The organism is Candidatus Kapaibacterium thiocyanatum (genome assembly GCA_001899175.1).
Taxonomy (GTDB): domain Bacteria; phylum Bacteroidota; class Ignavibacteria; order Kapaibacteriales; family Kapaibacteriaceae; genus Kapaibacterium; species Kapaibacterium thiocyanatum.
Map to the genome: position 1 here is coordinate 856,019 of MKVH01000024.1, position 19,261 is coordinate 875,279.

Below are 19,261 nucleotides of genomic sequence, written 5' to 3' on the forward strand. Positions count from 1 at the left end.
TTTGCCTCCAATCGCATTGTGGTCACATGTATCCGCGATCGACGCCGTGGTGTGGGCACGGTCGACTCGATGTGCAAAGGTATATGATCGGTGACGTGATACGATCTGGCCGATATGTACTATCGCCACGTAGTCATTCAACGAAGAGCGGACTGATATGGCAACGGTCAAACCCATCCATCCCGATTTTCTTTCGCTGCTGGAATACAAATCCGGCGAGGTCATCGATCTCTTCTGCGATCTCCGGTCCTTCATGCTCGACATGCATCCCGCCTGCAACGAGTTGCTCTATCACACGCATGCTCTCACGACGGTCTTCTCCATCTCCGAGAAGCTCGGCGATGCCTACTGCATGATTCCCATCTATACGGACCACCTCAACCTCGGATTCAACAAGGGCACGCTGCTCGACGATCCGCATGGCCTGCTCCACGGAACCGGCACGTTGATCCGGCACATTCCCGTACGGAAGGCCGGCGATTACCGTAATCCGAAGGTCAAGCGGCTTGTCCAGGCGGCCATCGACCTCGCCATCGAGGACATGACCAGGCCGACGAAGTCGAGGGGAGAGACGATCTCGAAGATCAAGGGGTGAGCCAATGCCGATGCTGAAAGAGCCGAATCATGTCCTCGATAGATCGGGCCGATGGAGGACGTTCTTCATGTTGTCGATCGGTGTCGCCTTCGTGCTTGCCGCACGATTCTTCGGGCCTGCACAGGCAGGTGCATCCTGCGTGTCGATGAACGCGTTCGCGATGGAGCTGCTCTTCGGGCGAATGGTTGGCGCAGCCGCATGGTATCAGGTATTCCCGGTCTTCGAAGCATTGTTGATGATCTTTTTCCTGGGCAGGACCAACTCGAGAGCGGTCTGGATCGTCGTCATTGCGCTTGCCGTTCTGGTATCGATACCCATCCTGCCCGCCGCGAGGGTAGGGTAGCGACCGGTATACGGTTCCGACCCTGTCGGACAAGCCGGATGCTATGTTCGAAGATCTTCCTATTTTTGTGGCTCTCCGATCTCGTAGCTCAGCTGGCTAGAGCATTTGACTTTTAATCAAAGGGTCCTGGGTTCGAGTCCCAGCGAGATCACGAATGCGTAACCAGTATGTTCTGGAAGAAGTTACTGGCGCGGTGAAAATGACCGGAATCGGTAGCGGTCATCGATTCCTCGTCAGGAAACCTGGTTCTTCCCCTTCACGGCCTTCCTGACCGAAGCCTTCCACCGAACCTGTCGTTGCCCGATTGTCTGAACCGTAGAAGACTCGCGTTGATCGCCACGACGATGGTGCTGGCGCTCATCAGTACGGCGCCCATCGCCGGGCTCAGAACGAAGTCGGGATAGAGCACTCCTGCCGCAAGAGGGATGGCCACCACGTTGTAGCCGACGGCCCATATCAGGTTCTGCACCATCTTTCTGTAGGTGCGCTTGCCGAAGTCGATCAGCTTGACGACGTCTCTCGGGTCGCTGTTCACCAAGATGATGTCCGCAGTTTCGGCTGCGACATCCGTGCCCGATCCCACGGCGATGCCGACATCCGCCTGTGCCAATGCAGGAGCGTCGTTGACGCCGTCACCGGTCATCGCCACGACTTCGCCGTTCGCCTGGAACTCCTTCACCTTCTCCTGCTTGTCGTGCGGCAGCACGTTCGCCCGGAAGCCATCCATACCCAGTTGACCGGCCACCGCGGCGGCGATCTTCTCGTTGTCTCCCGTAAGCAGGAAGGATTTGATGCCCATCTTGCCGAGTTCGTCGATCGCCTGTCGGGAGCCCTCGCGAATACTGTCGGCCAGCGTGATCATTCCCATGACCCGACCGTCGATCAGGACGAAGCTCACTGTTTCGGTGTCTCGATCGATGGATCCCGGGATCTCCGGCAGCGGAAGACGGTGTTCGTTGAAGTAGTTGGGCCCGGCGGCTACGACGTCCTTTCCGTCGACGACCGCCTGCACGCCCATTCCCTGCATGTACCTGAAATTCTCGGATGTCCATAGGGTGAGATTCCTTTCCTTCAATGCCGCCAGAATGCCCTTTGCGATATGATGCTCCGAATGTTGTTGTACTGCGGCGGAATACTGGATGACCGCGTCGGCATCGTATTCGTCCGTCAAGGGGAGAACCGTCTTCACTACATGGGCGCCCATGGTGAGCGTTCCGGTCTTGTCGAATATGATCGTAGACAACTTCCTCGTCAGTTCGAACGATGTCCTGTTGCGGATCAGCAGGCCGTTGGTCGCCGACAGCGTGGTGGAGATGGCGACGACGAGCGGGATCGCTACGCCCAGGGCATGCGGACAGGCCGTTACCATGACCGTGACCATCCGTTCCAGTGCGAAGGCAGCATCTCCACCACCGACGAACCAGTACATGAACGTTCCCACGCCGACGGCGATGGCGACGAAGGTCAGCCATTTCGCCACCTTGTCCGCGAGGTTCTGCGTACTGGACTGTGCGGCTTGTGCCTCGCGTACGAGATCGACGACCCTGTTCAGATAACTGTCCCTTCCGACCGCCGTTACCTTGACCTTCATTGCCCCATCGCCGTTGATGGATCCTGCGATGACCTTCCCGTCCGTCTCTTTCCGTACGGGAAGGCTTTCTCCGGTGAGCATACTTTCATTGATGTACGAACGTCCCTCCACTACAACGCCATCGGCTGGAATCTTTTCCCCTGGTCGTATGATGACGGTTTCATCTTTTTGCAGGTCCTCGAGCGCTATGGTCACCGCTTCACCGTTCCGTTCCACGGTCACGACGTTCGGCAGCAGGGCCACCAACGATTGCAGTGCTTTCGATGCGGCCATCTGGGAACGCATTTCCAGCCAATGTCCCAGCAGCATGATGTCGATGAGCGTCGCCAGCTCCCAGAAAAAGTCCATGCCCCGCAGACCGAGAGCGACGGCGACGGAATAGACGTAGGCTACGGATATGGCGATGGCGACGAGCGTCATCATACCTGTGGCCTTCGCCCTGATCTCTCCAAGCATTCCCTTCAGGAAGGGCATGCCGCCATAGATATAGATCGCCGTTCCGAGTGCGAGTAATGCATATCTGTCGCCTGCGAACGCGAGGCCGAAGCCCAGCCACTGCTGTATCATGTGCGAGAGCGACAGGATCGGGATCGTTATCGCAAGGCTCACCCAGAAGCGTTTCAGGAAGTCTCCCGTATGATGACCCTCATGCTTGTCGAAGCCCCCTTTGGCGTCATCATGTCGCGTATGTCCGGAGTGTCCGTGTCCGGTTACATGCTCATGGGATACGGATGGATTTCCCAGGGGAACCAACGTCATGCCACACAGTGGGCACTTGCCGGGCTCGTCTTTCAGCACCTGAGGGTGCATCGGGCATGTATACGTTTTCATGGCACGAGACTCGGTAACGATGGTACATACGACTTCGCCATCATGCATGACGGTTCTTCGTCGAAAAGGCCGCAGGGGGGAGCATCCACTCTCGTCGGATTCGACGGACCTTGCCGGTATCCTTCATCTCGTTTCCTTCATCTGCTCGATGACAGCCGCCCCTTCAGGTGTGATACCCATGATCTCGGTGACGACTCCGAGGGTCCGATACGTATCGAAGAAGGCCATGCGAGCGATGGGATGATCCACTTCGCTGATGACCGCATAGCCTTGGCCACGAAGGTCACCAGTGATCCGCTCGAATTCGCTGACGGGCAGACGGAAGGCGAGGTGCTGCGTGCCACCCGCAGGATATCTGGCGAGGTAGTCGTGGAACATGCTTTCACCCGAGAGAGGCTGGACGAGTTCGATGAAGGTTCCGCCGTTGTAGGTCTGGGTGGTGAGCCAATCGGCGGCGACGACCTCACCATGATAGCTCATGTTCAGATCCTGCGCCCGTATATGTTGCGGCTCGTGGAAGCCGGCAATTCCGAGAGTCTTCGTAAGGAACGTCATGGCGGTCCGGATATCCGGAACCACCCAGCCGATCTGGGCGAATTCGAGTCCGGCGATGGTGTCGTCGATGTCGTTCATATCGGGTACGCTTTCAGGTTCCGTTGCATCGGATCAGAAATGAATGGATATTCTCGTCCGTGACTATTCACACGGGCGCAAGGTGGGAAGAAAGTTCCGGTTTTCCATGAGCCATTCCCCGGATATGGTCCAGGCACGCCATACGGCAGGTCCTCTCATTCCGTATCCCTATCTTGAGTGCAGGGATGAGGGTCTCGACAGTAGTCCACATAGACATCATATCGATCACTGCTGCCATGGAACGATACCGGAACTGGAGTGGGACGTCAGGCATCGCTGGGTATGAGATCGGACCGGACTTCATCACGGTAACGTTCAGCGATACGTCGAGGGCATATACCTACAGTTATCGCCGGGCCGGAAAGCTTCACGTCGATACCATGAAGGCGTTGGCACGACAGGGGAGCGGGCTGAACAAGTACATCAACCTGCATGTCCGGAACCTGTACGACTGATGGTCGATGCTCACGTCGAAGGGGATGGACGCGGCCTGTACTTCAGCACGACGTTGTCCGACGAATCCCACGTCCGTGTCCCGATGAGTTCGAACGATGCCGGATGGCGATGTTCGAAGACCGGTGTGCCTCCGCCCAGCATGACGGCGCCGATCATGATGTGTACTTCGTCGACGAGACCGTGGGCGAGCAGGTCGGTCCACAAGGTCCTGCTTCCGAACACGATGATGTCCTTGCCGTGGCGCTGCTTGAGCGTATCGATGGTATCATGGATGTTCGCGCGATCGACGACCGTGATCGGTCGCTGCCAGGCGCCAGGGGATTCGGGCTGCAGGGTATTCGATACGACGACTTTGTCGATCACATCCATCCGCCGGCCGATCGCGAGATTGGCCTCACGTCCTGCGGGCGATAACGAAGAGAGAAGATCGATCTGTTCCGCGACCGTCGGCCAGAAGCCGCGGAACAGCTCATAGGTCGCTCTTCCCAGCAGCATGGTATCCGCTTCCGCAAGACGTTCCGCATTGTAGATGTCGAAGGCCTCGTCCATGGGAAGGGACATGACATTCCTGTCCGGACCTTCGTAGCAACCATCGAGAGAGATGATATTGGCGACGATGAGCTTGCGCATGGTGCCCGTACGTTCGTGAGAGATGATCGTGATCGATTGATGCATGATCGGTTGCACGCAGGATTCCGATCATGAACATATCCTGTCGATGGTCCGTAACGACGAAAGCCGTGCGATCGACGGACCCGCACGGCTTCCAATAGAGCGTCATCGACGATGCTTCTATACCAGGGCGCGCCGTACGACGGCGTCGCCGAGGAAGTCCTTGACGACGTGGGCGATGCCATCGGCATCGAGGAGCATGTCCTTGTAGAGTTCGTCCTGGGTTCCGTGATCGACGAAGATGTCCGGAATGCCGTGGATGTGCATGTCGCAGGTATGGCTATGACGCTGGGCGACGTACTCCGCGACGGCGCTTCCGAAGCCGCCTTCTATCTGACCATCCTCGACGGTTACGATACGTCCGATACGCCGGACGACATCGTCGATCATCTGCGTATCGAGCGGCTTGATGAAGCGGGCGTTGACGACTTCCGCACTGATGCCTTCGGCCTCGAGCTGTTCGGCCGCCTTCATCGCGTGCGCTACCATGTTACCGACGGCGAGGATGGCGACATCGACACCCGGGCGCAGCGTCTCGCTCTTGCCGAGTTCGATGGCCTGCATGGGTTTGATGGTGGCGCCCACACCGTTGCCTCTCGGATACCGGATGGCGACGGGACCGCTCTTGTAGGTGTGGACCGACGTCCATAGCATGTCGCGCAGTTCCTGTTCGTCCTTCGGCGCCATGACGATGATGCCCTGGATGATACGGAGGTAGGCGAGGTCGAGGACTCCGTGGTGCGTCGGACCGTCGGCACCGACGAGGCCCGCGCGGTCCAGCGCGAAGACGACGTGCAGGTGCTGGATGGCGCAGTCATGGACGATGTGGTCGAAGGCCCGCTGGAGGAAGGTCGAATAGATCGCTACGACGGGCACCATGCCCTGCGTGGCGAGTCCTGCGGCGAAGGTCACGCCATGACCCTCGGCGATGCCGACGTCGTAGACCTTGTCGGGATACTGTTTCTGGAGAATATCGAGACCGGTGCCATCCGGCATGGCCGCCGTGATGCCGACGACCTTGGGATTGGTGCTGCAGATCTCGACCATCGCTTCGCCGAAGACCTTCTGGTACGATGGAGGCTGCGGTACGGCCGGCGGCTTGCTGAGCGACTTGCCCGTGATCTTGTCCACCTTGCCGATGGCATGGAGGAACTGCTTGTCACGCTCGGCGGGACCGTAGCCCTTTCCCTTCTGTGTGATGGTATGCAGCAGGATGGGGCCCTTCATCTCCCGGATGCCTTGCAGCATCTTGACGAGCTGGTTGATATTATGGCCGTTGACGGGACCGAAGTAGCGGAAGCCCAGTGCTTCGAAGAGCATGCCCGGTGTGATGACGGCCTTCATGCCGCCTTCGATACGATGGGCGAGCGTGCGGATACGGTCACCGATCGAATCCATCCGATTGGTCATGCCCACGATACCGTCGCGCAGACGGCGTCCGGTAGGCGATGCGAATATCTCGGAGAAGTAGTTCGACAGTGCCCAGACGTTCGGGGCGATGGACATGTTGTTGTCATTGAGCACGACGAGGATGTCGCTCTTCAGCACGCCGCAGTTGTTCATGGCTTCGTAGGCGAGACCACCGGTCATGGCGCCATCACCGATGACGGCGACGACCTTGTAGTCTTCCTTGAGCTGGTCGCGTGCGGCGGCCATGCCGAGCGCTGCCGAGATGGACGTCGATGCGTGTCCTGCACCGAAGTCGTCGTACTCGCTTTCCGTGCGCTTGAGGAAGCCGGACAGGCCACCTTTCTGACGGATGGTATTGAGCGTGTCGCGGCGTCCTGTGAGGATCTTGTGCGGATAGCCCTGGTGGCCCGTATCGAAGACGATCTTGTCGTGCGGCGTGTTGAAGACGTAGTGCAGTGCCACGGTGAGTTCCACGGTACCGAGGCCCGCACCGAAGTGCCCACCGACCTTGGTGATGGTATCGACGAGGCATTCACGTACTTCATCGGCCACGGTGCGCAGTTCCGACTCCGGGAGCTTGCGCAGATCGTGCGGTGTGTCGATGGACGAAAGATACTTGTACACTCTTCTTCCTTGCAGAATGCGGAATACGGGTCTGGATCAGCGGCGCGGAGTTTCCACGATGACCTGAACGGTACGCGAGAGCTGGCGGCCGATGGGCAGATCGTTGGAGAAGATCTGCGACGATTCGCCTACGCCACTCGACGTGTACTTCGCGTCCTTGGCTTGCGACGACAGGAACGCCTTCACCGTCTCGGCACGTTCCTTCGAGAGTTTGCGGTTGTATTCGTCATTGCCGATACGGTCGGTATAGCCGACGATACTGACGCGCGAATTGCTCTTGATGCTCGGCAGGACCATTTCCCGAAGGATGCGGGCATTGTCGTCGTTGAGCGTCGCCTTGTCGAAGTCGAACAAGATGAGAGAATATTTGTCCACGGTACGATCCGGCAGGTTTTCCGTGCGCTTGCGGACGCTGGAAACGTACTCGACGGGCAGGGAGCCGGAGATGACGGCGGTATCGCCATCGGCGTCGGCCGCATAGAATTCGTAGTCGACGGGCACCTGGGCTGCCGAGAGTTCGTTAGGACGGATGGCCCACGAGATGGCCATGGGGCGTCCCTTGCCGTTGAGATCGCGCAGCGGCCTTCCGGCCTGGGAGATGCGGAGGGACCAGCTCTTGAGCGAGTCTTCGCTTTCGACCTTCGGATGGAAGGAGATCACGTCCGGTGTGGCCACGCGCTGGTTGTCGGCCGTGATGACGACCGGTGTCAGGACGTCGGGGACGTTGCTGCTGAATTCGATACGTCTGTTCTCCGCGATACCGTCGGGATCGAGGTTCGACGATGCCTTCGCGGGAGTCGTCGTGGTATTCGTCGTGATGCGATCCGACGGGATGTTGAACCGCTTGACGAGGTAGTCCTTGGCGAAGTCGGCACGCTGGCGCGCGAGTTCCTTGGCCTTGGCTTCCGTCTTGCCGTCCGTCGTACCCGTGATGGTCAGCGATGCCTGTGGATACTTCTGCATCCGCGTACCGATGATGTTCAGGAGGTTACGATTGACTTCGACGGCGTCGAGCGGCAACGACTCGGGAATGAACTCGCCCTGTTCGGTCGAGACGTTGGTCCGCTGCAGCATCGTATCGGGCTGCGTCTGGTTCTCGGCGCAGAAGACGTAGGGGACGAGGGGGAACATTTCGTTATAGCGCACATCCTCGACATTGACGACCGATACCGGATACTCCTTGCCATCGGGATCGAAGGCGACGATCTTTTCCATCGATGCGCTGATGCCGTTGCGTGCCGCGGGCTTGCCTTCGGGATCGGGGCTGATGTCGAAGAAGATGTTGACGCCGAGGCGCAACTGGGAGAACTTCCACGGCGAGTAGGTGACGTCCGACGAAACGTTCGTGAGAGGAATGCGATAGCTGATCTCTGGCTGCAGATACCACTTCTCGGACAGCTTGAGGGTGTATCCGGCGCCGAGCATGAGGGCCGCGCGTACGGTCGTGTTCGGAATGTTGTCGGGACCGCTCAATCGTTGTGTACCCTCGAAGCCCGATGCGGAGATGGTGGCATCTTGCGTCATGGACGACGAGAGGGGGATGCCGAATTCGAGACCGACGATACCGTGGATGGAAACGGGAAGGAGGTCGTAGAACTCGACGGCCGGCGTCACTTCGAGAAGTCCTACAGAACCCGAAAGCTTGTGCGTCAGGGTCGTGTCGACGTGACGTTCGACGAGTTCGGCCGAACCGTTCACGTTGTTGTAGCCCAGACGTCCGGTGAAATGGATCGTACGGGTGATCGGGAAACCGCCCATGATTCCGAAGGCACCGCTCAGGCCGGTGCTGCCATCCTTGATCCTTGCCGTATCATTGCGGAAGGACAGGATGTTGGGGTTGTTCGGAAGAGGGGTTCTCCATGCCTGGATGGAAGGACTGTTGCCGTCGAGGCCCAGTCCGCCGTACAGGCCGATACGAGCCGGGGGGATGACGACATTGTTCTGTGCCGTCGCCGTTCCGGCAATGCCCAATGCCATGATGACCGTGCCGAGCGTCCGTTTCGTGCTGTTCATGCGTCCTCGTTGTTCCTGTGTGTAACCTGCAAAACTACCACTATTCATTATAAGCGGCACCTGGCCCGCAGGACGTTCCTGCATCGGGGATGGTTCCCGATACATACGTGCGGATACAAGGAGGGAGGAACAATCGTAGGACTGACAGTATCGGACGATCTGGACATGGAACGGCACCTGATCACAAGCGCTTTCTCCAGTTCGTCTGCGCAACTTTATGACCGACCGGCCGTACGAACCATCTGTTTTATTGACTTTTCGGTGCAACGTCATGACCTCAATCAGCCGACTCCGCACGGCAGCCGTCGCTACGGCACTTCTGTTCTCGACGACCTTCCTTCATGCCGAGGAAGGCAACAAGCCCGAAGGTCTGAAGCTCGGCATCTCGTTCGGCGTCGCCACGCCGAGCGACAGGATTGCCGAGGTCTATCAGTTCCCTCGTACGATCGATAGCCTGTCCTATACCTACGACGTCGCTTCATCCCTCGGTATGCACCTGGGAGCGCGGTTCAGACTCGGGATGTCGGAGAACCTGAGCTTCTCCGGCGGGATCGCCTTCAACAGGTTCCCCGATCAGGAACAGACGGCCATGCTCAGCGACGGACGGAAGATCACGGTGCAGACGGTGACGAACATCGTGCCGGTCCATGCGGGGCTGACCTTCCTGTTCTCCAGGTCCCTTCTCACACCCTATGCATCGGGCGAGCTCATGTATACCTATCGGAGCGTGGCGCTGTCTTCGGGACGGGACGTACTGACGGGCATCATCGCGCCCGAGCAGGAGATCGAACCGCGTACGTCGCGCTTCGGCGCCTCGCTCGCAGCAGGTCTGGAGATCAATCTCGGTGGCTTCAGCCCGTTCTTCGAAGCACGGTACGTCTTCTCGAACATGGTCGGACGCGAGAACGGTGAGCCGGAACGCAACTTCCTGAACGTGGCGATCGGGATCACCTTCTGATGTCGTGCATGGAACCGGCGGTGCACGTAACCGCCGGTACGTCAGTTATCCGAAGGTGTAGCTTCCCGTCGTTTGCGGAAATACCAGTAGAAGGGAATTCCCACGATGAGAAGAATGATGCCGTAAGCGGTGTTGATGATGGGATCCTCTCCACGGGCACGACCGTCGATATAGTTCTGGACGTCGGCTACGATGGAGAAGACGAGGAAGGCGAGGGCGAAGAGTATGAAGATGATAGGGACATAGGGATAACCCCACACCTTGTAAGGCCGTTCGACATCGGGCATCCTCTTCCTGAGGATGAAGATACCGTATCCTCCCAGCGCATAGAATCCCCAGCTCACGAAGATCAGCATGTCCGTGAGCATATCGAACGTACCCGTGAAGATCAGCACGCACGTCCAGATGCACTGGGCCACCAGCGAGAGCGACGGTGTGTGGTAGCGGGGATGGACGGTTCCGAGCGGGCGGAAGAACATGCGATCACGCGCCATGGCATAGTAGACACGCGAACTGACGAGGATGGTGCCGTTCGACGTACCGACGGTGGATATCATCACGGCCACGCTGACGAAGATCAGACCGTACTTGCCCATGGCGGCCAGGGCCACGTCGGCCGCCACGCTCTGCGAGCCCGCGACGGCATCGATGGGCAGGACGTAGAGATAGGCCAGGTTGATGAGGACGTAGACGACGATCACACTGCCGGTGCCGATCATCAGGGCCAGCGGAATGTTGCGATTGGGCTGCTTGACTTCGCCCGCCACGTACGTGATGTTGTTCCAGCCGTCATAGGCCCATAACGCCTTGTTCAGTGCCAGTACGACGGCGCCGACGAGAGCCATGCCGACCGGTATGCCCTGTGTCGAGTCGAGCGAGAAGTGTTGCGGTGATCCTGTCGCGAAGAAGAAGGCGGCGCCGACGAGGACGAAGATGGCGAGGATCTTGGCGATCGTGAAGAAGGCCTGGACACGGCCGCCTTCCTTCACTCCCAGATAGTTCACGATGGTCAGAAGGATGACGACGCCACATGTCAGCAGCTTGATGCCGATCTCGTTCAAGGGATAGATCGTTCCGAAGGGCAGGGGAATGGCCACCGATGCCACGACGTCGGGTGGCAGCGTCCATAAGTGGAAGACGGAGTCGAAGTAATACGAGAAGACGTAGGTGATCGAGGCGATGGAGCCTGACTGGATCACGGCGAACAGCGCCCATCCATAGAGGTATGCCGTAAAATCGCCGTACATCGTCCGGAAGTATTCGTACTGTCCACCCGTCGCCGGAATGATGCTGGACACTTCGGCATTCGTCAGGGCTCCGAAGATCGTGACGATGCCTGCGCCGATCCATACGAGGAGGAGCAGTTCAGGCGAGCGGACGAGGGCCGCCATCGATGCCGGGTTCTTGAAGATACCCGAGCCGATGATGCCGCCGATGACGAGTGTCGTCGTCGTGAACAGGCCAAGGGTGGGGAGTAGTCCGGCTCCTCCCCGAGATGTATTCTGCATGCAACGTATCCCCCGAATCGAAGGGGCCAAAGATAGCAAACGGATTGGCCAGCGGAAGGCCATTTCGTATGTTTATCGGTCTATCATCACCTCGTCGAGCAATGATTCTCGCTATCCTGATCGGTCTTATCGTAGGTTTCATCCTGGCCATTCCGCCCGGACCGATCGGTATGGCCGCGATCCGCACGGGAATACGGCAGGGAAGCAGGGCAGCATCCAAGCTCGCACTCGGTGCCGGTCTCTTCGACGTCATCTACTGCGCCCTGGCCATGATGGCCACCTCCGCCGTGGTGGACAAGCTCAATTCGATGGAAGCATCGAGTCCGCTCCTCACGCTCATCATCCAGCTCGTCATCGTCGTCGCAATGATCGGCTTCGGTCTCGTGCAGTTGCGCGACAAGCATCTGCCGATGGCGGCGGAAGAAGAGAAGGGCGATGCCACCAAGAAGAACCTGATGGAGCGTCTGAAGGGACACGGTCCGTTCTTCATCGGAGTCGGCTTCGCCATCGCCAACCTCGCCAATCCGACGTTCATCCCTTCGCTCGCAGCGATGTCGACCTTCATCCAGAAGCTGGATCTCTTCGAGAGCAGGATGCTGAACGATCTCGCCTTCTCTCTCGGTTTTGGAGCGGGCAACATGCTCTGGCTCCTCGTCATGGTGCGTCTCGTACTGCATTACAAGGAGCGCATGACGCCGACCTTCATCACGAGGATTCAACAGTGCACCGGTGTAACCTTGATCGGCTTCGGGACATTTTATGGCGCGCGGATTCTGTACCTCACGAAATGGGCTCAGGTGCTCAGTCTGGTCATGGCGCTGTAACGATCGGCACGGTCTGACCTCCGTACCGGTCACGAAAGGACGCATGAAGAGGATGTCTATCCTGGGCCGGCTGTGTGCCGCCCTGTTGTTCGGTAGTGGTGCGGTCGCCGTCGCCCAGCCTCCTTCCATCGGCGTCAAGGGTGGCTATCAATACATCTGGAATACGTCGTCCATTTCCATCATTCCCGGCAGCGACGATTGCGGGAACTTCACGAACGGCACAGCGAGCGGCTTCTTTGCCGGACTGACGGGCGAGTACGCGTTGTTCGGCGGTCTGATCGAAGCCAGCGGAGCTCTCGTCTTTTCTTCACGACCTGCACAGCTCACCACGATGAGCAACGACAATTTCGAAGTGCTCGATCCAGGAACGAACAGCTACGTGCCGTTGCGACGGCAGCATGCCTTCCAGTCGACGCTCGGCTACGTCAACGTCGAAGTCGGTCTGCGCGTCAAGCCTCTGGCATGGCTGCCCGTCTATCTGCGCATCGCTGCAGACGCAGGCAATCCACTCGTCGGATCGAACTATACGCAGTCGGAAGAGATCGTCGAACCATCGACCGTCCTGTTTCCCGGAGGATTGAAACGCCGCCCGACCGGGTCGGGAGAGTTTCCCGGGCTCGGCACGTCGTACGGTGCGATCGGATCCATCGGGGCTGAAATCCCGTGGATGGAGAACGTGACGATCTGCCCCGAGGTCGGCTATCGTCGTGGTCTGAACTCCGTGACGTCCACCGATACATGGAACCAATCGATGTTGATGGCCGGTGTCCAGGTGCGCTATACCTTCAACGAGCCTGCACCCGTTCCGGCGGTGCGTCGTCCGGAAGAGCCATCGACACCGCCATCACCGCCACCGACGGCGTCGGTGAAGGAACCTGCGCCCGTCATGATCGCATCGATCAGTACGACGCCCCTGGAGCTGAGGGAGACGGTGGTGACGCAGACCTTTCCGCTCCTGCCGTATCTGTTCTTCGACTCGACGTCGGCGACGTTGCGTGAACGCTATACATCGAACGAACCTACCGACGGATTCAACGAGCAGGCCCTGCCGAAGCAGACGCTGCCCATCTACTACCGTATGCTCGACGTGATCGGCCGCCGCATGGTGGACAATCCGCGTGCGACGTTGACGGTGACGGGAACGACGGACGGACGCGAACTGCCTGCCGTCGACGAGAGGAAGAAGCTGGCCGAACGCCGGGCGCAGAACGTGATCTCCTATCTCACATCGCGATGGGGTCTTGCCACATCGCGCTTCGTCCTTCGTACGCTCGACAGGCCCGCTCTCGTTTCCAGCGACCGATACGCCGAAGGATGGGAAGAGAATCGCCGGGTCGAACTGGCGTCGTCCGAACCGACGGTGATGGGGCCGGTCGTCCATACGCGATTCAACGAATACATTCCCGTACAGCCCAGGCACGAGTTCACGACGTCGGTGCGGAATCCCGAGCTCGCGCGTTCGTGGAACCTCGACGTCGGCAGGGCGAGAACGTCCGTGGCGACACGAGGTGGTGACGGTCTGGCGCCTGAACGTATCGTCTTCGATCTCGACCAGGACATGACGGACAAGCTGGGCCCTGTCGTCAATCCCGTGGATACGCTCGATGCGCGTCTTGCCGTCACCCAGCAGGACGGCAGCACTGTGGATGCGTCCACGCGCTTCCCGCTGATCAAGACGGTAAGCAACTACGAGGTGAGCAGGCTGAGTCTCATCGTGTTCGACTTCGATCAATCCCTCATCAGCGAGCAGAATCGTGAGATGATGAAACGCGTCATCGCGGCGTCGGCCCGACCGAACAGCACGGCTACGATCAAGGGAACGACGGACAGGCTCGGCGAGCTCTCGCACAACATGGAACTTTCGCAGTCGCGCGCCCGTGCCGTCCAGCAGTATCTTGCATCCGTGGCACCGCAGGTCCGGCTCGACCAGGTGACCGGCGTCGGGCCGTCCGATCTTCCGTACGACAACAACCTGCCGGAAGGCCGCTACTACTGCAGAACCGTCTCGTTGACGATCACAACACCCTTGAGGTAGGTATGAACAGACGAGCACTTTTCACCGGCTTCGTGCCGATGTCACGCGACCGGTCGCCGATGGATATCGGTCCCGAAACCGGTCTGATCGTGGCAGCGGGCCTGGAGCCGCATTCGACACCGCTGACGCGCGAAGACGTCTACCATCTCCTTCGTCGTATCGGCTTCGGCCCGACCTATCAGCAGGCCACGGCCTACGTCGGAAGGAATGCCGCCGATGTCGTCGAAGAACTCCTGGGTTCGGATGACGAAGCCGATCTGCCATCGCCGGGGAACTGGATCGACGCCGTGACCGAGAATCCCGAAGGGGCCGACCTGCAGACGAGATTCGCCATCGAAGGGCAGTGGAATGCGAACATGGCCCAGCTCGGCAACTGGTGGCTGAAGGCCATGGCCGCCGACGTGAAAGCCGTGGAGAAACTGACGGCGTTCTGGAACGATCACTTCGCCACGGAGTTCAGCTTCGACCAGGGTGAAAGCTATACGATACCGCAGATACTCTACCGCAAGTACCTGACGCTGCGGAAGGACCGCCTCGGCGATTTCCGCCGGATGTGTCTCGACGTCACGCTCGACGATGCCATGGTGTGGTATCTCGGCAGTCACTTCAACGAAGTCGGACGACCGAACGAGAACTACGCCCGCGAACTCATGGAGCTCTTCACCACCGGCATCGGATGGTATACGGAAGGCGACGTGAAGGAAGCGGCCCGCGTACTCACGGGATGGAAGTCGCAGCGATACAACGACGAACCCGCACCGAACGGGCAATACAAGACGTGGTTCAACGCGGCGCGGCACGACGTCGGTGCGAAACAGTTCATGGGACAGACGATTCCCGCGCGTACCGTCGACAACAACACGGAATTCCAGGTCAAGAACGAGGAAGTGTACCGTCTGATCGAGATCCTGTTCCAGCAGCGTCCCGAAGCCGTCGGCAGGTTCATCGCCGACAAGCTCTACAGGTTCTACGTCTACAGCTCGCCGACGGACGTCGATGCGACGGTATTGAACCAGCTTGCGCAGGTCTTCATCGCGAACGATTTCAGGATCAAGCCGCTGCTGAAGACGCTGTTCTCCAGCGCACACTTCTTCGATCTCGCACTGCGTGGCGCGCAGATCAAGACGCCCGTCGAATACGTTGCAAGCTTCATGCATGCACTCGGCACCGATGCAGGCAATCCCCAGAGCTGGGTGGCGCGTATGGATCAGGCCATGATGGATCCTCCCACGGTGGCGGGATGGCCCGGCTACCGTTCGTGGATCAGCACGAATACCTATCCCGTGCGTCGCCAGTTCGTCTCGGCCGTCGTCGGCCAGATGAGCGACACGGACTTGATGTCCTTCATCACCGGTATCGCCGATCATACCGACGCGAAGAAATTCGTTCGTGAGGTCGTTGGCCTGTTGCTGCCCATGCCCGTCTCCGAGGAGCGCCACACCTTCTATCTCAGCGCATTGCTGCAGAACACGCCCGATTACGAGTGGCCGCAGGTTCTGCAGGATCCTTCCGCCGCAGCCGCACGAGTTCGTGGGTTGCTGACGACGCTTTCGAAGGCGCCGGACTTTCAACTCTGCTAACTACCACGGTGACAATGATGAAACGTCGCAACTTTATCAAGACAACGACCGCTGCGGCCGTCGGTACACAGGTCCTTGGCGGAGTCCCGCTGCGCGCGTTCTCGCCCGTGGAGCTCATACCGGCATTGCAGGCGGAGAACGACAACATCCTGATCGTGATCCAGATGTTCGGCGGTAACGACGGGCTGAATACGATCATTCCTGCCGACGATCCCGAATACTACAAGATCCGTCCTACGATCGGTGTGAAGAAAGACAAGGCCGTCAACGTCCTGTCCCGCGTCTACATGCATCCGGCCCTCGATCCGGCGGGAACGTACAACATTCGCCGGCTGCTGGAGGATGGACGTCTCGCGATCGTCCAGGGAATCGGATACGAGAATCCGAACCTGTCCCACTTCCGCTCGACGGATATCTGGCTGAGCGGCTTCAACACGTCCGACCCCAATGCCCGTCTCGTCGACGGCTGGGTCGGTCGCTATTATGCACGAACGCTTCCCGGTTTTCCGGAAAACCTTCCCGAGCATCCTGTCGCCGTGCAGATCGGTGGCACGCTGTCCATGCTCTTCCAGAGTCCGAAGGGTGACGTCGGCATCGCATTGACCGATCCGCAGAAGTTCTTCGAACTCGGACAGGGGCTGTCGCCCGACATGAATCCGTTGCCCGAGGATACGTTCTACGGCAAGGAGTTCAACTTCGTCCGTCTCGTCGCCGAACAGTCCGACCGGTATTCGACGGTGGTGAAGGAAGCCTTCGACAGGGGAACGAACAGGGTCGACTATGCTGACAACGGTTTCGTACGCCAGCTCCAGCTCGTCGCCCGTCTGATATCGGGTGGATTGAAGTCGAAGGTCTACATGGTCTACATGGGTGGTTTCGATACACACGTCCAGCAGCAGAACGACGATCTTACAGGGCTGCACCCCTTTCTTCTGGAATCGCTCAGCACGGGGATCGGACAGTTCATGCAGGACGCACTCACGCAGGGCTTCGCCGACCGCGTCGTGGGCTTCACGGCATCGGAATTCGGCCGGCGTCCGTACGAGAACGGAAGCCGTGGTACGGACCACGGTACGTCGTCCGTCCAGTTCGTCTTCGGGAACAAGGTCAACGCCGCCGTCTTCGGGACGTCGCCCGATCTCACGAACTTCGACAGCAACGGTGACCTGCGATATCAATACGATTTCCGCCGCGTATACACGGACGTGATCGAGCGGTGGTTCGGAGGAACGTCCGAAGACACCGAGGCCGTATTCGGTGAACGCGTTCTGCCACTCGGCGTCATCAAGGAAGCGGTCAGCGTCGGCGATGCCTACCAGGGCCGGATGCCGATCGACGTATCCGTCTTCCCGAATCCATCGGCCAGCAGTGTTACACTGGAATGGCAACAGCCGGTACCGGCATCGGTCGTCGTGGATCTCTACGGTATCGAAGGGCGCTTCGTCGAACGGCTGTACGAAGGATCTGTTCCGGCCGGTTCCGTACGTTTACCGGTTACACCGGCGAAATCGGGGAGCTACCTTTGCAACGTGATCGTCAACGGTGTGCGCAATACCGTGAACGTGACCGTCCTTCGCTGACCTTCCGGTATGTCCGTGACTACACGTCGGGATTTTCTTCGCTATGTCCTGCTCGCCTCCGGTGCCACGTATACGATGGGTATGGAGGGATGTCGACGTATTGCCGAGGATGCGACATCGAAGGCACCGGCTTCGTCCGCTCGTACAGGACCGATCGTCGACGGTCAGCGCTTCCGTCTTGCACATCGCTATCTCCGCGACGGAGGCTCGTTCCCGTCACCATCCCGTACCGAACGCTGCGACGTTCTCGTCGTGGGCTCCGGCATGTCCGGACTGGCGGCGGCGACCATGGTCCATCGGCAGGGGATCGACGTCCGGGTCATCGAATCCGAACCACGTCCGGGTGGAACGGCGGTCAGCCATCAGGATGGGGCCGTTTCGATACCGCTGGGCTCCGTCTACTTCGTCGACCGTACACCCGAGCTCGAAGCATTGATCGACTATGCCGGTGTCCAGCCGGTCGAATGTCCCGGCGATGGCTATGTGTTCGATGGTGTTCTGTATCGTGACCTCTGGTCCGATGCCGACCTCGGCAGGGCCATACGTTCGGATGCCGACCGCGACGGCATGCGCCGCTTCCGCGACGATCTTCTCGCCCTGGGCGATACCCTGCCGTCCTATCCGCTCCCTGCGGTGTTGAATGACCGGCTCCGGAAGCTCGACGGTACGAGTGGCCGTGATTATATACGTCGTTATCAATCGCCGACCCTCGACGCAATCCTCGATGCCTACAGCAAGTCATCCATGGGCGCTCCTCTGGACGCCACCAATGCCTACTGTCTCCTGAACTTCTATTCCAGTGAGTTCGGCAGGAGCTTCGATCTCGGACGCTATACGTTTCCCGGGGGTACCTCCGTTCTCTCGGGTGGCCTTGCACGGCGTCTCCCTGTCATGACGGGACGCCTTGCGGTACGTGCGGGACAGGATGGCAGTGACGCCATCGTGGACACGATCGATGACGAAGGAACCATCATCCGTCATCGGGCCCGCTGCGTCATCATGGCCATTCCGAAGTTCCAGGTGCCGCACCTGATGCCGGATATCTCCGCCGAGCGTGCGGCGGCCTGCAGGGCCCTGACCTATGCGCCATACGCGACCATCCATATCGCGTCCGGCATGCCGCTCGTCGACGAGCGCATATACGACACGTGGCATTTCCCGATGGCCGGAGGATATACCGACGTCATCGCACCGACGACCGTCCAGCGTGATGCCGGTGGCCAGCATGTAGCATCGCTGTTCGCACCCGTCGACATCGCACGACGCTCCATGTTGCAGAACGACGAGGCCTTCGTCCGCTTCGCACACGATTCCGTGACGGCTTTCGAAGAGACGTTGTCGGAGAAGCAGCGCGATTCCATAACGGGAGTCTATCTATGGCGGTGGGGACACGGAATCGTCGTACCTACGCTCGGGTCGCATGCCGGTATCGCACAGGCGGTATCGCGTCCGGATGGGGCGATCTTCTTCGCCAATACGGACAACGATGCCTCGCCGGCAATGGAGAATGCCGTCAGCCAGGGAGCACTCGCAGCCGAGGCCGTGATGCGTCATATGGCGCGGTCGCGGAACAAAGCCGCGACCCCGAACGTCCCATGACCTGAATTC

At 59.3% G+C, this 19,261-nt stretch carries 15 protein-coding genes and 1 tRNA gene; 10 read left to right on the forward strand and 6 right to left on the reverse strand.

Annotated features, from left to right (window positions below; translation table 11 throughout):
* The first annotated feature begins 157 nt into the window (after positions 1-157).
* The 3 genes from BGO89_12220 to BGO89_12230 all read left to right on the forward strand — a co-directional run bounded on the left by BGO89_12220 (position 158) and on the right by BGO89_12230 (position 1,092).
* Positions 158-595 (forward strand): hypothetical protein, encoded by a 438-nt coding sequence (locus BGO89_12220; GenBank protein ID OJX57250.1) that lies wholly within the window; start codon positions 158-160, stop codon positions 593-595.
* Positions 596-599: 4 nt separating this feature from the next.
* A complete protein-coding gene (locus BGO89_12225; protein ID OJX57251.1) occupies positions 600-938 on the forward strand; it encodes a hypothetical protein in 339 nt (112 codons plus the stop codon).
* Positions 939-1,015: 77 nt separating this feature from the next.
* Positions 1,016-1,092 (forward strand) — tRNA-Lys (locus BGO89_12230).
* A 102-nt stretch (positions 1,093-1,194) separates the two neighbouring features.
* Here BGO89_12230 and BGO89_12235 read toward each other — a convergent pair.
* Together BGO89_12235 and BGO89_12240 are read right to left on the reverse strand one after the other, a co-directional pair.
* Positions 1,195-3,360 carry a copper-translocating P-type ATPase gene (locus BGO89_12235; protein ID OJX57387.1) on the reverse strand — a complete coding sequence of 722 codons (2,166 nt, stop codon included), beginning with the start codon at positions 3,358-3,360 and terminating at the stop codon, positions 1,195-1,197.
* Positions 3,361-3,483: 123 nt separating this feature from the next.
* The gene (locus BGO89_12240) at positions 3,484-3,993 is read right to left on the reverse strand and encodes a hypothetical protein (GenBank protein ID OJX57252.1); all 510 of its coding nucleotides are present in this window, start codon (positions 3,991-3,993) and stop codon (positions 3,484-3,486) included.
* Positions 3,994-4,229: 236 nt separating this feature from the next.
* Between BGO89_12240 and BGO89_12245 the strand changes: the two genes are divergently transcribed.
* Complete coding sequence (locus BGO89_12245; GenBank protein ID OJX57253.1) at positions 4,230-4,448, forward strand: hypothetical protein; 219 nt, start codon at positions 4,230-4,232, stop codon at positions 4,446-4,448.
* Between the two features lie 10 nt (positions 4,449-4,458).
* Here BGO89_12245 and BGO89_12250 read toward each other — a convergent pair whose 3' ends face one another.
* The 3 genes from BGO89_12250 to BGO89_12260 form a co-directional block, all read right to left on the reverse strand.
* Positions 4,459-5,079, reverse strand: coding sequence for a hypothetical protein (locus BGO89_12250; GenBank protein OJX57388.1), 621 nt, complete (start codon positions 5,077-5,079; stop codon positions 4,459-4,461).
* 162 nt (positions 5,080-5,241) lie between these two features.
* The gene (locus BGO89_12255) at positions 5,242-7,170 is read right to left on the reverse strand and encodes a 1-deoxy-D-xylulose-5-phosphate synthase (protein OJX57254.1); all 1,929 of its coding nucleotides are present in this window, start codon (positions 7,168-7,170) and stop codon (positions 5,242-5,244) included.
* Between the two features lie 21 nt (positions 7,171-7,191).
* A complete protein-coding gene (locus BGO89_12260; GenBank protein ID OJX57255.1) occupies positions 7,192-9,168 on the reverse strand; it encodes a hypothetical protein in 1,977 nt (658 codons plus the stop codon).
* Between the two features lie 271 nt (positions 9,169-9,439).
* Between BGO89_12260 and BGO89_12265 the strand changes: the two genes are divergently transcribed.
* Positions 9,440-10,126, forward strand: coding sequence for a hypothetical protein (locus BGO89_12265; protein ID OJX57256.1), 687 nt, complete (start codon positions 9,440-9,442; stop codon positions 10,124-10,126).
* Positions 10,127-10,167: 41 nt separating this feature from the next.
* Here BGO89_12265 and BGO89_12270 read toward each other — a convergent pair whose 3' ends face one another.
* Complete coding sequence (locus tag BGO89_12270) at positions 10,168-11,634, reverse strand: hypothetical protein (protein OJX57257.1); 1,467 nt, start codon at positions 11,632-11,634, stop codon at positions 10,168-10,170.
* Positions 11,635-11,735: 101 nt separating this feature from the next.
* On the opposite strand from BGO89_12270, the gene BGO89_12275 reads away from it, so the two are divergent.
* Genes BGO89_12275 through BGO89_12295 form a run of 5 tightly spaced genes read left to right on the forward strand, consistent with a single transcriptional unit; the run spans position 11,736 to position 19,252 of the window.
* Positions 11,736-12,458: a hypothetical protein gene (locus BGO89_12275; protein ID OJX57258.1), complete on the forward strand. Its 723-nt coding sequence runs from the start codon at positions 11,736-11,738 to the stop codon at positions 12,456-12,458.
* A 43-nt stretch (positions 12,459-12,501) separates the two neighbouring features.
* Entirely contained in the window at positions 12,502-14,493 is a 1,992-nt protein-coding gene (locus BGO89_12280) for a hypothetical protein (GenBank protein ID OJX57259.1), read from the forward strand.
* Positions 14,494-14,495: 2 nt separating this feature from the next.
* Positions 14,496-16,073, forward strand: coding sequence for a hypothetical protein (locus BGO89_12285; GenBank protein OJX57260.1), 1,578 nt, complete (start codon positions 14,496-14,498; stop codon positions 16,071-16,073).
* A gap of 14 nt (positions 16,074-16,087) precedes the next feature.
* A complete protein-coding gene (locus BGO89_12290; protein OJX57261.1) occupies positions 16,088-17,653 on the forward strand; it encodes a hypothetical protein in 1,566 nt (521 codons plus the stop codon).
* A 9-nt stretch (positions 17,654-17,662) separates the two neighbouring features.
* Positions 17,663-19,252: a hypothetical protein gene (locus BGO89_12295; GenBank protein ID OJX57262.1), complete on the forward strand. Its 1,590-nt coding sequence runs from the start codon at positions 17,663-17,665 to the stop codon at positions 19,250-19,252.
* The last annotated feature ends 9 nt before the right edge of the window (positions 19,253-19,261 follow it).

What these genes read in the sequence shown, in the direction of transcription:
- BGO89_12250 (OJX57388.1), bottom strand. Translation starts at nt 5,079, where the DNA reads ATGCGCAAGCTCATCGTCGCCAATATCATCTCTCTCGATGGTTGCTAC.
- BGO89_12270 (OJX57257.1), bottom strand. Translation starts at nt 11,634, where the DNA reads ATGCAGAATACATCTCGGGGAGGAGCCGGACTACTCCCCACCCTTGGC.
- BGO89_12265 (OJX57256.1), top strand. Translation starts at nt 9,440, where the DNA reads ATGACCTCAATCAGCCGACTCCGCACGGCAGCCGTCGCTACGGCACTT.
- BGO89_12285 (OJX57260.1), top strand. Translation starts at nt 14,496, where the DNA reads ATGAACAGACGAGCACTTTTCACCGGCTTCGTGCCGATGTCACGCGAC.
- BGO89_12240 (OJX57252.1), bottom strand. Translation starts at nt 3,993, where the DNA reads ATGAACGACATCGACGACACCATCGCCGGACTCGAATTCGCCCAGATC.
- BGO89_12295 (OJX57262.1), top strand. Translation starts at nt 17,663, where the DNA reads ATGTCCGTGACTACACGTCGGGATTTTCTTCGCTATGTCCTGCTCGCC.
- BGO89_12290 (OJX57261.1), top strand. Translation starts at nt 16,088, where the DNA reads ATGATGAAACGTCGCAACTTTATCAAGACAACGACCGCTGCGGCCGTC.
- BGO89_12245 (OJX57253.1), top strand. Translation starts at nt 4,230, where the DNA reads ATGGAACGATACCGGAACTGGAGTGGGACGTCAGGCATCGCTGGGTAT.
- BGO89_12280 (OJX57259.1), top strand. Translation starts at nt 12,502, where the DNA reads ATGAAGAGGATGTCTATCCTGGGCCGGCTGTGTGCCGCCCTGTTGTTC.
- BGO89_12220 (OJX57250.1), top strand. Translation starts at nt 158, where the DNA reads ATGGCAACGGTCAAACCCATCCATCCCGATTTTCTTTCGCTGCTGGAA.
- BGO89_12235 (OJX57387.1), bottom strand. Translation starts at nt 3,360, where the DNA reads ATGAAAACGTATACATGCCCGATGCACCCTCAGGTGCTGAAAGACGAG.
- BGO89_12260 (OJX57255.1), bottom strand. Translation starts at nt 9,168, where the DNA reads ATGAACAGCACGAAACGGACGCTCGGCACGGTCATCATGGCATTGGGC.
- BGO89_12225 (OJX57251.1), top strand. Translation starts at nt 600, where the DNA reads ATGCCGATGCTGAAAGAGCCGAATCATGTCCTCGATAGATCGGGCCGA.
- BGO89_12275 (OJX57258.1), top strand. Translation starts at nt 11,736, where the DNA reads ATGATTCTCGCTATCCTGATCGGTCTTATCGTAGGTTTCATCCTGGCC.